The 14,080-nt window shown below is 53.3% G+C and carries 10 protein-coding genes; 1 reads left to right on the top strand and 9 read right to left on the bottom strand.

Annotated features, from left to right (window positions below):
• The first annotated feature begins 21 nt into the window (after window positions 1-21).
• On the top strand, window positions 22-1,302 hold the full coding sequence (gene hemL, locus OGV80_RS05485; RefSeq protein ID WP_087051033.1) for a glutamate-1-semialdehyde 2,1-aminomutase: 1,281 nt from the start codon (window positions 22-24) through the stop codon (window positions 1,300-1,302).
• 114 nt (window positions 1,303-1,416) lie between these two features.
• Here hemL and fhuB read toward each other — a convergent pair whose 3' ends face one another.
• The 9 genes from fhuB to OGV80_RS05440 all read right to left on the bottom strand — a co-directional run bounded on the left by fhuB (window position 1,417) and on the right by OGV80_RS05440 (window position 13,574).
• Complete coding sequence (gene fhuB / locus OGV80_RS05480) at window positions 1,417-3,456, bottom strand: Fe(3+)-hydroxamate ABC transporter permease FhuB (protein ID WP_286514014.1); 2,040 nt, start codon at window positions 3,454-3,456, stop codon at window positions 1,417-1,419.
• Window positions 3,457-3,470: 14 nt separating this feature from the next.
• Window positions 3,471-4,361, bottom strand: coding sequence for a Fe(3+)-hydroxamate ABC transporter substrate-binding protein FhuD (gene fhuD / locus OGV80_RS05475; RefSeq protein ID WP_181230759.1), 891 nt, complete (start codon window positions 4,359-4,361; stop codon window positions 3,471-3,473).
• On the bottom strand, window positions 4,361-5,158 hold the full coding sequence (gene fhuC, locus OGV80_RS05470) for a Fe3+-hydroxamate ABC transporter ATP-binding protein FhuC (protein WP_043018472.1): 798 nt from the start codon (window positions 5,156-5,158) through the stop codon (window positions 4,361-4,363). Before fhuC ends, fhuD begins: the two co-directional genes overlap by 1 nt.
• A gap of 47 nt (window positions 5,159-5,205) precedes the next feature.
• Window positions 5,206-7,464: a ferrichrome porin FhuA gene (fhuA, locus tag OGV80_RS05465; protein WP_286513973.1), complete on the bottom strand. Its 2,259-nt coding sequence runs from the start codon at window positions 7,462-7,464 to the stop codon at window positions 5,206-5,208.
• 222 nt (window positions 7,465-7,686) lie between these two features.
• Window positions 7,687-8,652, bottom strand: a complete 966-nt coding sequence (locus OGV80_RS05460; RefSeq protein ID WP_286513971.1) for a fimbrial protein — start codon at window positions 8,650-8,652, stop codon at window positions 7,687-7,689.
• Window positions 8,653-8,741: 89 nt separating this feature from the next.
• Window positions 8,742-9,737 carry a fimbrial protein gene (locus OGV80_RS05455; RefSeq protein ID WP_080625711.1) on the bottom strand — a complete coding sequence of 332 codons (996 nt, stop codon included), beginning with the start codon at window positions 9,735-9,737 and terminating at the stop codon, window positions 8,742-8,744.
• Between the two features lie 14 nt (window positions 9,738-9,751).
• A complete protein-coding gene (locus OGV80_RS05450) occupies window positions 9,752-12,235 on the bottom strand; it encodes a fimbria/pilus outer membrane usher protein (RefSeq protein WP_286513967.1) in 2,484 nt (827 codons plus the stop codon).
• Between the two features lie 31 nt (window positions 12,236-12,266).
• Window positions 12,267-12,980 carry a fimbrial biogenesis chaperone gene (locus tag OGV80_RS05445; RefSeq protein ID WP_100193966.1) on the bottom strand — a complete coding sequence of 238 codons (714 nt, stop codon included), beginning with the start codon at window positions 12,978-12,980 and terminating at the stop codon, window positions 12,267-12,269.
• A 51-nt stretch (window positions 12,981-13,031) separates the two neighbouring features.
• Window positions 13,032-13,574, bottom strand: coding sequence for a fimbrial protein (locus OGV80_RS05440; RefSeq protein ID WP_075145189.1), 543 nt, complete (start codon window positions 13,572-13,574; stop codon window positions 13,032-13,034).
• Between the last annotated feature and the right edge of the window lie 506 nt (window positions 13,575-14,080).

Below are 14,080 nucleotides of genomic sequence, written 5' to 3'. Positions count from 1 at the left end.
CTACGAACCAGGACCCCATCCATGAGTAAGTCTGAAAATCTCTACAGCGCAGCACGCGAACTTATCCCTGGCGGCGTTAACTCCCCCGTTCGCGCCTTTACTGGCGTGGGTGGAACTCCGCTGTTTATCGAAAAAGCGGACGGCGCATATCTGTACGATGTTGATGGTAAAGCCTATGTCGATTACGTCGGTTCCTGGGGACCGATGGTACTGGGCCATAACCACCCGGCAATCCGTAATGCGGTGATTGAAGCTGCGGAGCGCGGTTTAAGCTTCGGCGCGCCGACCGAGATGGAAGTAAAAATGGCGGCGCTGGTCACTGAACTCGTGCCAACCATGGACATGGTACGTATGGTGAACTCCGGTACGGAAGCGACGATGAGCGCAATCCGTCTGGCGCGCGGTTTCACCGGACGCGATAAGATCATCAAATTTGAAGGCTGCTATCACGGTCATGCCGACTGCCTGCTGGTCAAAGCCGGTTCCGGCGCATTAACGCTGGGCCAGCCTAACTCCCCGGGCGTTCCGGCCGACTTTGCGAAACACACCCTCACCTGCACCTACAACGATCTCTCTTCAGTACGTGAGGCATTTGAACAGTATCCACAAGAGATCGCCTGCATCATCGTTGAGCCGGTCGCGGGCAACATGAACTGCATCCCGCCGCTGCCGGAATTCCTGCCGGGCCTGCGTGCGCTATGCGATGAGTTTGGCGCGCTGTTGATCATCGATGAAGTCATGACCGGTTTCCGCGTAGCGCTGGCCGGTGCACAGGATTATTACGGCGTCGTTCCGGATCTGACCTGCCTGGGTAAAATCATCGGCGGCGGGATGCCCGTTGGCGCATTCGGCGGCCGCCGCGATGTGATGGACGCGCTGGCGCCGACCGGTCCGGTTTACCAGGCGGGTACGCTTTCCGGTAACCCAATAGCGATGGCAGCAGGTTTTGCCTGTCTGACCGAAGTGGCCCAACCGGGTATTCATGAAACGCTGAACGAACTGACGACGCGTCTGGCGGAAGGTCTGCTGGAAGCTGCCGAAGAAGCGAATATTCCGCTGGTAGTTAACCATGTGGGCGGAATGTTCGGGATTTTCTTCACCGATGCAGAAACCGTAACCTGCTATCAGGATGTGATGGCATGCGACGTTGAACGCTTCAAGCGTTTCTTCCACATGATGCTGGATGAAGGGATTTACCTGGCGCCTTCTGCTTTCGAAGCGGGCTTTATGTCCGTGGCGCACAGCGAAGACGATATCAATAACACCATCGACGCCGCGCGCCGGGTGTTTGCGAAACTGTAAAAGAGAACGTACAGAAACAACGTAGGCCGGGTAAGGCGAAGCCGCCACCCGGCTTTTTTATTGCCGGATGGCGACGCAAAGCGTCTTATCCGACCTACATGAAAAGAATCAGCCTCAGCGACTCTGTTTTCTCAGCAGATAGATAAAGTACGGCGCGCCGATAAACGTCGACAATAACCCCGCCGGGATCTGATACGGAAACAGCACCATTCTGCCGCACCAGTCAGCAAAGACCAGAAGTACGCCTCCCGCCAGCGCCGAAATCAGCATATGCGGCATCGCCCGACGAAAACCCATCATTCGGGCAATATGCGGAGCCATCAACCCGACAAAGCTCAACGGTCCAATGGTCATGGTTGCTGTCGCCGTCAACCCTGCAGCCAGGAGCAGTAACCCTACGCGCGACGGCGTGATTGCCATCCCCACCGCCCGCGCCGTATCACCGCCGAGCGGTAAAATCGTCAGCCAACGACGGCACAGCGGCGTCATCGCCAGCAGGATAACCATCACAATCCCGGTGCGCAGTACCTGTTCACCCGTCGCGTTATAGGTTGAGCCGGAGATCCAGGTCAGTACGCCCGCCATACGCGGATCGCCGCTGGCCTGCAGCATCATCAGCAACATTGTAAACGCCGTGCTGAGCGCCATCCCTGCCAGCAGCATACGGTGCGGCGAAAAACCACCGCGCCCGGCGGCAATCATAATGATAAGCAAGGTGGCCGCAGCCCCGAGACTCCCGGCAGGCATCAGCCAGCCAAAGGCATTTCCTGGGACCAGAAACAGCATCAGCACTACGCCAAATGCTGCACCGGAGCTAATGCCCAGCACTTCCGGGCTGGCCATTGGGTTGCCCGTCAGACGTTGAATAATACAGCCCGCTACCGCCAACATTACCCCGGCAATCAGCGCCGCCATAATACGTGGCCAGCGCCAGGGCATCAGCTCATCCAGCATCGCGCCGCTGGCCCATGTCCAGCCGTGCGCATCGCGGCCAAACGACAGCGCCACCACCAGGGTCAACAGCAAGAGCGCCCCACCCGCCAGCGTAAACATCAGCACATTCTGACGCTCAGCGGCGATGCGGTTGCTGGCATTCATATCCGGCGCGCTCATACTCCTAAGGCGCGGTAACAGCCACAGCAGTAATGGCGCGCCAATCAGCGCCGTCACCGATCCGGTGGAGACTTCCATCCATACGCGGGTCAGCCACAGAATGATTTGGTCGGAGAGCCAGAGGATCAACGCACCAATCAGCGGGGCCAGCATCAGACGCGCCAGCAGACGACGTGCACCAAGCATTTTCGCCAGCAGCGGCGCAAACAGGCCAATAAAGCCGATAATCCCCACGGCGTTCACCAGCAAGGCGCTGAGAACAATCGCCAGCGATAAAGCCGCCAGACGCGCCAGCGACAGCGCCAGACCAAGGTTACGCGCCACGCCGTCATCCAGTCCCATCAGCGTCATAGGCCGCAACAGCAACAGAGTCAGCATCACGCCACCCAGCAGTTGCGGCCACAGGCGCTGTACGCCGCTCCAGTCGGTTTGCGTTAGCGTACCGCTGCTCCATAAAAACATGCTTTGCAGCTGATCGTGATGGAAGATAACCATCAACTGGTTAATTGCCCCGCAGTACAGGCTGACCACCAGCCCGGCAAGGATTAACGTCACCGGGGAAAGACGCTTGCCCCAGGCTACGCCAAACACCAACGCCCCAACGACACATGCCCCCGCCAGCGCCGCAAATTGCGTGGTCAGCGCACCGGGAATAGCCCACAGCGTGGTAACCGTAATGCCCAACTGCGCACCGGTCGCCACGCCCAACGTGGTTGGCTCCGCCAGCGGGTTACGCAGCACCTGCTGAAACAATACGCCGACCAGCCCCAGCCCGGCACCGACCAGAAGCGAAATCGCCAGCCTCGGCAGCAGGCTATAGTGGAAAACCATCTGTTTAATGGCGTCGATATCCGGTGACCAGATAGCCTGTTGCCACTGGCTGCGCGGTAGCGCCACAGAGAAGTTAACCCAGGTCAGCCAGAGAGCAACAATAACCAGTATCAGCAACAATAACGCCGGATGGCGGCTTCGCCTTATCCGGCCTACAACGCGCGCAAACCGTAGGCCGGATAAGGCGCTTTTAGCGTCGCCATCCGGCATTTCAAATTTCCTGCTCACGCTTTGCCTCCCAGCGCATTATCCAGAATGCGCGCAAAATGCATTGCCGAGAGCGTTGCGCCATAGAACCAGACGGCCGGCACGCGCTGAAAACGTCCGCTACGGACAAACGGCATCGCTTGCCACAACGGCGTAGACATCAATGCAGCCATCTCTTTATCGTTGCCGTGGTCAAAACACAATACATCAACATCCTGAAAGGCAGCCAGACGGTCAATACTCACGGCAGTGCTGCCCCAAAAGTTTGTCTCTCCCTGCCAGGCGTTGGGGATCCCATAATCGTCCAGCACGTCCTGGAACAGGCTATTTGGGCCAAACACCAGCATATGTCGCGAATCAAGCAGGGAAGTGAGAAGTACAGGGCGCGCGCCGCGTTGAATGAAGCGCGGCTTCAGACTGGCGATAAAACGATCGTACTCGGCCAGATGGCGTTCAGCAGAGGCCTGCAGATTGAACAATTGCGCCATTTCCTGCAGCGATTGTCGCGCAACCGCCAGCGGTTTTTTGCCGTCGCTGAAGTTAAATCCCCGGCCAGGCGCAATACGCGCCAGCTTTTCGGGAGAAGGACCATAGCCTGCCGACCAGAGCAAAAACGAGGGTTTCATTTCGGTCAGCAGTTCGAGATTGGGTTCCGTGCGTAGCCCGACATCAATCACCGAGTCCGGCAGCGGGGGCTCATTGACCCACAGCTTGTAGTTAGGGATATCGGCAATGCCATACGGCGTAATACCCAGCGCCAGCAATAGCTCTACCGGCAGCCATTCCAGCGCCACAATGCGCTGTGGATCAACCGCCGCGGCGCGCGCCGTTTTCATCTGCCACAGCAGCGGCGACAGCGCCATCGCCGTAAGCAAGCGCCGACGGGTAATATGATGTAATTCAATCATTAATAGACAAAACTCACGGGTGCGGCACCGGCCGGATGCGGCAAAATGCCCATCGGGATACCGTAAATCTGTTCCAGAGTTTCACTGCGCATCAGTTCAGCAGGCGTCCCTTGCGCAATCATTTCTCCGCCGCGCAGCGCAACTAAGTAATCACAGTAGCGGGCCGCCATGTTGATATCATGCAGCACCGCAATCACCGTCAGCCCGCGCTGCTGGCTTAAGCGATGCACCAGCGCCAGTACGTCAACCTGATGGGCGATATCCAGCGCGGAAGTCGGTTCATCAAGCAGCAGACAGCGGCTGTCCTGCGCAACCAGCATGGCAATCCACGCGCGCTGGCGTTCACCACCGGACAGACTATCAACCAAACGGTGCGCCAGCGGTTTTAAGCCGACCAGCGAAATCGCTTCTTCTACTTTCTCTCTGTCGGCAACGCCAAAACGTCCCAGCGCCCCGTGCCACGGATAGCGGCCAATCGCCACCAGTTCGCGCACCGTCATCCCTTCGGCCTGCGGCAGCTGCTGCGGCAGATAGGCGACCTTGCGGGCAAACGCTTTACTGCTCCAGCTCTCCAGCGGCTGTTCGTCGAGCAGGATTTCACCTTCTGACGGCGGCTGATGACGTCCCAGCATTTTCAATAACGTCGATTTTCCGGAACCGTTGTGGCCGATAAGACCAGTCACTTTCCCCACAGGAAAAGTTAATGAGAGAGGATGCAAAAGCGTGCGGCCAGGCACACGAAAGGAGACATTACGCAACGCAAAAGTGGTGTCGGGATGGGATCTGTTTTCCTGCATAGCAGCCAACTTGTAAAACGGGCACGCAAAGCGTGCCCAAAAAGAAATTAGAAACGGAAGGTTGCGGTTGCAACGACCTGACGTTCTGCGCCCCAGAAGCAGCCATAGGTATTGAAGCAGCTGGCGACGTATTCACGGTCAAACAGGTTGTTCACATGCAGCGCCACGTTGGAGCCCGCCATGCCGACGCGCGCCAGATCGTAACGTACTAACGCATCCACCAGCGTATAGCTCCCCACTTTAAAGGAGTTTGCCGGATCGCCATAGCTGGAGCCAGTATAACGAACACCCGTACCCAACGTCAGCCCGGAAAGCGCGCCGTCATAAAGGGTGTAGTCCCCCCACAGTGATGCCATATGTTTTGGCACCTGAGCAGGCGTGTTGCCTTTGTAGGTGGTGTCGGTGGTGTATACCGCGTCGGTGTAGGTATAAGAACCCACTACGTTGACGCTGGCAGACAGCGCCGCTTTCGCTTCGATTTCCACACCGCGTGAGCGAATTTCACCGCCTTCAACTGACCAGAACGATCCATTCGGGTCGGCCATCAGGTTGTTGGTTTTGGTCAACTGGTAAACGGCACCAGTTAATACGATCGGACGATCGCTCGGCACGTACTTCACGCCCGCTTCGTACTGCTTACCTTTAGATGGCGCAAAGATATTACCGCTTTCCCCGACCTGAGAACTAGGTTCAAACGATTCGCTGTAGCTGAAATACGGGGTCACGCCGTTGTCGAACAGGTAGTTAACACCGCCACGCCAGGTGAACTGTCTGTCATCACGGGAATCCAGCACGCCAGAAACGCGGTTCAGGGAGTCCTGCTTTGCCCAGTCGTAACGGCCGCCCAGAGTGACCAGCACCTTATCCCACTGCATCTGATCCTGAGCGTACAGGCCCGTTTGTTCCTGTTTATTCAGAACGCGATAAGGTGCGCCTGGCCCATTATGCGCTCCAAAATCAAAGTCGCTACGGTCAAGGTTATAGATATCAGACGGCGCAACCGAACCAGCCCAACCGAACCAGGAGTTGATATCGTTACGCATACGCATATAGTCAACGCCGGTCAGCAGCGTGTGATCCAGGGAACCGGTAGCGAATTTGCTCTGTAACTGGGTATCAACAGAGAAATTCTGCAATTTTTCATTATCGTCAACATACTGACGAGTTAGCGTGTGATCCCAATCTGACTGAGGGATACTTTTACAAGGACTAGCGTTGAGTGCTGCCTGGTCTTTTGTATAGAGCGGATCGGAGCACATGCCGTAGCCATACACGCTATTCTGCGAAACCTTGTTTTGCGCATAACGCAGGTTCTGACGCACGGTAAAGGTGTCGTTAAATTCGTGATCGAAGCTGTAGCCCACCATCTTCTCGTTACGAGAATAGGTATTGTTGTTCGCACCTTCGTTGAAATCGGTAGGCAGACGCGAACCGTTTGGCAGCTTAGATACGGTCCCCTCTTTCGGCAACCAGCCGTAATAGCCGGTTTCCGGCTCGTTCTGGAAGTAGGAGAGGAAGGTGAAGTTTGTCTTATCATTCGGACGCCATGAGAACGATGGCGCGATGGCGTAGCGTTGTTCTTCCGCACCCTGCTGCTGCGCATTCGCGGAACGCGCCAGGCCGGTCAGGCGGTATGAGTACACGCCATCGTCATCCAGCGCGTCGCTGAAGTCGAAACCGGTCTGGAACAGGCTGTCGGTGCCCATTTTGAACTGAACTTCTTTCAGCGGCTCCGTCGTCGGACGCTTGCTGACCATGTTCAACAACCCGCCAGGGTTGCTCTTTCCGTAAAGAACGGAAACCGGACCGCGCATCACTTCAGCGCGTTCCAGCATATAGGGGTCGATTACCGCATCGTTATAGAAGTTACCCTGCATCTTCAGGCCATTCAGATAGTTATTCTGACTTTGGCCGTCGGCGGCAAATCCGCGAATAATCAGATAGTCATAGGTATTGGACGCACCACGCGTACCCACGGCAACGCCAGGGGTGTAGCTGAGCGCCTCTTTAACCGATTTCGGCTGATGCAACGCCATCTCTTCGGCGGTGACCACGGAAATAGACTGAGGAACTTTTTGAATCGGAGTATCGGTTTTGGTCGCCGTAGCAGACTGTCGTGCAGCGATGGTTGCCGCTGGCCCCCATGCGCTTTCCTGCGGAGCAGGTGCAGCAGTTACGGTGATGGTTTCTTCTTTCGGGTCAACCGCCGCCTGTGCATAGACAGACATGCCGCTAACCGCTGTGGCTACCACTACTGCGATTTTACGCAGCGATGAACTTGGCTGAGCAGTTTTAAGACGCGCCATTGGTATTTCTCTGATGAAAGTGAATGATAACGTAAACGAGAATTATTATTATAACGGCAGCATAATATTCGAAACTCTGGCGAGATAGCAAGCAATACGCGTCCCTACTAAAACTGAGGGGTTAAGAAATAACCAGATGAAAAGAAAGGGTTAATAAATTAGGCTGAAATGTTAGGGCTCAAAAAGAACCCCGTAGGGGTATCGCGTCTGCATAGATCCACATTAGCGGTAATACACCTCAAAGGTGGCTACCGCATCGACCTGGCCCCCCTTCACCGTTCCGGTTTTAGCGTATCGCGCTTTCAGCGGGATCGCCTCTGTTCCCTGCCCGGTCGCGCTTTCGATCCCCGTATATTCCTGATCAAAATTCAGCACATGATTGTCTTTGTCGAGGATCTGGATCCCGACGCCGCTGGCGGCCCCTTCTCCGCGGGCAATGTTCAGAATAGTGCCGTCGGTAACACCGGTTGAACCGGCGCTGGTAAACTTATAATCAATGTGCGTTCCGGCAGTACAATTGGCGACTTCAATTTTAAAGCTGTCATCGGTGAGCACGGATGAATATCCCTGAGATAACCCACCGGCTGTCACCGTATCCAGCAACACATTGATATTTTTGCTTTTCAGATTGCAGGTATTAGCAATCACATCAACCGTGGCAGGCGCAAAGCGTAATTTCGCTACGGTTAAACTTCCCATTTGATAATCGGCGTTAAATTTACTGGTATCCAGCGTGCCAGACTGGACCGTCCCGATAACCACTAACTGAACGCCAACATGATAAGTTGAATCGTAAGAGGACCAGTTGCCCGTCATGCCAATGTAATGCCAGGGGGTAATCAGGTTTTCATCGATAAACGTGGCGGTTTTATTTTCCGCGCGGGCGGCGCGAAACCCGATGCCCGGCACCGTGGTTTTATAAACGCCGCTTAACACTCCCGAGTAATCGGCGTCGGTTAATACCGTGTAACCTTCGCGAACCTGTACATCTGTATTACAGGTCAATCCGTGTGATTCTCCGACCGTTTCTCCGGAATAGACAATGGTTCCTACCGCGGCATCGGAGTCAATCACAATCTGCGCGGGCATGGTAAACGTAATCGTTGGATTCGCATTCGGATTGGTAAACGAGCAGTCCGCTCTGGCCTGCTGAAAACAGACGCTCATCAAGGCTAAAACCAACATCATGAAGAGCCTGGAAAATCCCTTTTTCCCTTTACTCATTGGTTAACTTTCCTGTTTGCTAAACAACATCCCTGGGTGCGTTCCCCAGTGGATTACCGGTAATAAACGGCAAACGTCGCCACCGCATCAACCTGACCCGCCTTCACGTTACCCGTTTTGATATAGCGCGCTTTAAGTGGAATGGTCACCGACTGATCCTGTGTCGTTTGCGCGACCGCCGTATAGTTGCGATCAAACTGCAGCACGTTGTCGTTACTGTCCATAATTTGAATGCCGACCCCGTCAGCAGCGTGATCGCCCGTAGCGATATTCAGGATATTGCCATCCGTGACGCCAGTCGAACCTGCAGTGGTGAACTGATAGTCAACCTGGATGCCCGCGCTGCAATTATTAAGCTGAATTTTAAAGCTGTCATCGGACACCGTTCTGGACACGCCATTAGCCAGTTCGCTGGCGACAATCGTAGAGAGCGGCGCCAGAACATTCTTTTCAACCAGGTTACAGCTGTTTGACTGAACGATTACGGTAGTCGGTGAAACTCTGATCCTCGCCACAGTAACGCCGTCGTAGATCCAGTCAGCACTTAACTGTGAAGTATCAATGTCCCCTGAGCTCACTTCTCCGGTCACGACAAACTGTGCCTCAGCGTGTGAGTCCATTGCATAAATACTCTTCGGTTCGGTTCGGGATGACCCAGTATGCATCGGTGTTACCAACGAGCCTGGCGTTATCGCCTGGATGTCTTTAACCCACGCCATGCGTACGCCAATCCCGGGAACGTTGGTCTGATAAACCCGGGACAATGGATTATCGGTACGCTCATCGCTGGCGGTTAAAAAGGTGTAGCCCGTCTTGATCTCTCCATCGCTGGTACATGAAACAGAAATCGCATCCCCTAATGACTCTTGCGAGTAGAGCACGGTTCCCGGTTCGGCATCGGCATTCACCACTAATGCTGGCAGCGTGATTACCGCAGTCGAAGGTTCCTTACCATTTAAAATTGAACAACTGGCGCTTGCCGTCTGATAGCACATCAACAATCCACCGCATACCACCACCTGACACCCGCGTTTTATCATCCTTTGCATATTGCCTCCTTTTATCAATGGCAGTTAAGCGTTGCGGTAAAAATACCCGGTTCCGGTTGTGCCGGAACCGTCACCTCCGCCGAGCAGCGCTGCTGCGCCGTATCGCCCCATTGCGCGGTCACACGCTGCGTCCCTTTTAACCCGGTGACATACACTTCACCGGCATCGCCTACGATTGACGTCGCGCCGTCCATACTCAGCACGGCCCCAAAAGGCACTACGCCCTGGCCATATTGCAACGTCAGCAAGGCGCGTTTACCTGCCCGCGCGGTAAAGTCAGCCGCCACCACCGCACCTTTAGTCGGAATCACGTCCAAAGACGCATCCTGAATATCTAAATCATCGCGCCCCTGGGTATTCACGGTGATAGTATTGCGCCGATAGTTGGTTAAGGTCGGCACAATGGCATTGCCCCAACGGTCGGTATACACCCCTTGTGAATTCTGGATTTTGACGTTATCGCCATCGGCGATATGCACCACTGCAAAAGCGTCCTGGATTGATTGTCCCAGCGTGATTCCCTGCGAGTGCGCGACCACGGATCCCTGCGCGCTATAGCCCCACTGCTTGCTGTCTTGCTGATAGCTGTAATTCGCGCTGAATTCCCCCACCGAGGCCCGATAGCGCGAGGAGAGATAGGCGCCGTAGCCCACGTTGTTATCAGTGTAGGTCTGCTGAAGGTTGTAATTTAAGTTGTTATTTTCCAGCAGCGTGCCGCTGACGCCCGCCTGGTGCGAGGTGTTACCTTTTTTCGAACTGGTCAGGTTGTAGGTGCCCCAGGAGTTCGCCAGCCAGCGCGAGAGCGGAACGTTAATCGAAATCGAAACCTGCTGGTCGTTATCGGTTGAAGGCGTTTTCGTCAGGCTGTAGTTCAGCGACCAGTTAACGCCCTGCCAGCTACTGCTGTAACCCAGGCTGACGCTGCGCTCATGGCCTTCCATTCCCCAGTAGTCCTGCTGATAGGCATTGGCATATACCGACCCCCAGCTATGTAACGACTGTGAAAGGTTTAGCTGTAAGCGGCTGCGGCGGTTAAAAGCATTGCGATAGCTGTAAATGCTGTCGTCATCATAGGTGTTATTGCGCTGATCGAGCGCCTCCTGAAAGGTATAAAACCCGGAGGTGGAATAACGATAGCTGGCCAGCGTGACCGTGGTATTGGTCAGCGGAAAATCTTTTGCGTACTGCGCGCGCCACGACTGGCCGTTCGCATCTGCGCGACCGTCGTCAAACGCGGTTCTCGCCGCCGTCAAATCCATCGACACGGAACCAAAATCGCGTAAATCGGCCCCGATGCCGACCAGCCCGGCATGATACATCGACGCGCCCTGCAGACCGCCGTAGGCGGTAATCCCGTAAGGTAAGCCGTAAATTGCCGTCGCCTGGCCGAATTCCGGTTCTTCGCCGTTATCCACATCGCGATATTTCCCTGCCGCCAGGCTGTACTTCAGCGCGCCTTCGCGCTGCATAATCGGCACCGAGGAGCTGGCCTGAATAAAGCTGCGCTCCGTACCGTCGGCCTCCGTGACGGTGACTTCCAGATCCGCCCCTGCCGTGACCTGGGTTAAATCACGGATTTCAAACGGGCCGGGCGAGACGTTGGTCTGGTAGATGGTGTAACCGTTTTGTTTGATGGTCACTTTGGCATCGCTGTTGGCGATGCCGCGCACCGCCGGGGCGAACCCCTGTAATCCGCTGGGCAGCATGCTGGTATCGGTCTCCAGCTTCACCCCGGTCATTTGCACGCTGTCGAACAGTTCGCCGTTGGTGTAGGTTTGCCCAAGCTGAAGCTGGCTGCGCAGGCGTTTGATATCACGCTCCAGCGTTGTGCTTATAGATTGCCAGCCGCTGTCATTCCCCCAGTTGCTGGAATTGCGCACCCGCCATGGGCCGATGTTCATACCCGAATTGAGACTGGCCCAGTTAGAAGCATTGTTGTCCCCATTCGACTGCTGATGCGAGCCCGAAACATAGTAGCTGGTCCACAGCGCCGGAATGCCATCGTCCCAGGAGGCAGGATTGCTTTCACCCGAAATTTGTTTGTCGCGGTAGATTTGCGGAATACGTAATTGCAGTACCTGAGTTTCCGGGCTGAAGTCATAGCGCGCATCAGCAATATAATCACTGATATCGCCCAGCAGCGTATCTTCATTAATATTATTTAATGCCGGGACGGTATCGACCTTGACGCCTAATTCACGCAGTTCCGCTTTGGTGAATTGCGGAATCAGTTTGCTGTTATCTTTTGAAAGGAGGTAATTTAAATTTCGTTTATCGATGCGATCCTGATCCCAGACAATGGACGTTAAATATCGCCCGGGAGATAATCCGTTATGGCGTAAATAGGCTTCAAGCGCGCCGGTATTCTCCAGCGGCGTCCCCGTTTCCAGCGCGTTGAGATTGAAATAATCGTCAGCGTAAACGGAACCACTCGCCGTTAATATCGCGAATGTCAGCGTATTGAGTGCAAAAAGCCGGACAGTACGATGAGAAGACATAAACGCCACCCGTAAGAAATCGATAGCTCATTTACAGCGACTGTTTCCGCTGTCCGGTTTCTGATCCGTAATCATTAATTGCGGTCCAGACAACGTTACCTTTTACTGCCGATGGCAACGGAAAATGCTGCTCAGCAAACGGCGCTACCATCATGGTTAATGCCGAGGGAGAGTTTTGCTCTGATGCTGCTTTAATCTCTGTTCCCGCGACTTTTAGCTGTCCAAAGGTGACATAGAATGGCGTAGGGTTTTTCACCACTAACTGATTTTGGCTACGGCTAAACTGCAATGACTGCCAGGCCGTTTTCGCCTCACTTTCTTTCAGCGAAGCCGGGCGATAGAACAGCTTTAATTTGGTCTTAATAGCAAATTGCAGCGTGTTGTTATCGCGTAATTCTTCCGGGATCGCAGAAACAGATTTTATATTCGCCATAAACAGCGACTCACGGTCCTGCGGCAAGGCCGTTTTATTACCGGTATAAACTACGTGCAGCAGCGTCTGGCGATTTTCATCCAGTTTATAAATCGGTGGGGTAATAATAAATGGCGCTTTACTGTCATCAATATTACTGACCCAACTATGCACCAGATAACGTTTATCATTATCTTTATTTTTTAATGTTACCTGTACTTCAGACTGGTTGGCAGGATAAATAATTCGCGTTCCGCCAACCACTACGCCAGCATGAGCAATATTAATGCCAGTAGCTAACACCAGGGCTAATGTGGTAATGAGTCGTTTCATTTTTCCATTCCATTGAAATACTGGCCCAGCCTGGGCCAGGTTGTATGACAATTAACGATAAATCAGGGTATAAGTCGCTTGCGCGGTATAATCACCGGTGGTCGGTACCGTGCTGCCAACCTGAATAACTTCAGCTTTATAATTGAACACTACGCTGTCGCCATTGGCTTTATTCAAAGACGCATCAGGATCTGAGCCATCAAATTTTACGTAATTACTGCTGCCTTCCGGCAACATACGCACGCCGAGGTTCGTCGCGGTTCCCGTCGGTTGCAATACTTCCTCGTTATATCCGGCGATACGCGTACCATCAAATTTGATATTGAGGTTGGCAATCGCGGCATCACATTCCGTCAGCGTGATAGCAAAAGATTGTGAATCCCCCACTTTCTTATCTGCGCCAAATGCGGTTTGTGAAAGATTATTAAACGTCACCGTACCGTTTGTCGTTGTACCGTTAACATCCACTACGCAGCTATCAGGAATAATTTTTCCGTTAAAGGTTACGGTTCCCGTATCAACGGCTAATACAGGCATTGCGGCACCCGCCAGCACACTGCTTACAAACAACGAGGTGAGAATTTTTTTGCACATAACGTATTCCTTACATATGCTCACAAAAAGTAACAAAGAAAAAAGCAATTTTAACGAAAGGAACTTAAGACTGGCTGTAGATACGGATGCAACAACATCACTTGATATATAATATATCTTTATCGACTCATTCAATCCAAAACATTCCTTTGCGTGATCTATTCTACGGTTCATAACCTATAAAAGCGAACTAACATATTCACCAAAGATGATGCCGAACGCTGACTATTCCTTTAAATTCATAATGATAAGAATAGACACAATATTTTCTTAAATTTGAATTAAGAAGACTTTAATCAATTCAACAAGGGAATATTAAATACCACCTTATGATCCCAAAAAATAAGAATAGCGAAAAAACCAGCACAAAAATGCGAGTAAAATTAGTCAATACCGAATATATACAAAAAAGTAATATATTGAGTCTATAATTAACAGCCCAAGTGCGGGCTACAAATACCACAGCAGATCAATTTTACTTACTGCGGCAATTAACAAAGAAATGT

Source organism: Citrobacter sp. Ce119, assembly GCF_030334525.1.
Classification (GTDB): Bacteria; Pseudomonadota; Gammaproteobacteria; order Enterobacterales; family Enterobacteriaceae; genus Citrobacter; species Citrobacter europaeus.
This window is presented reverse-complemented; position numbering and strand designations above follow the sequence as displayed.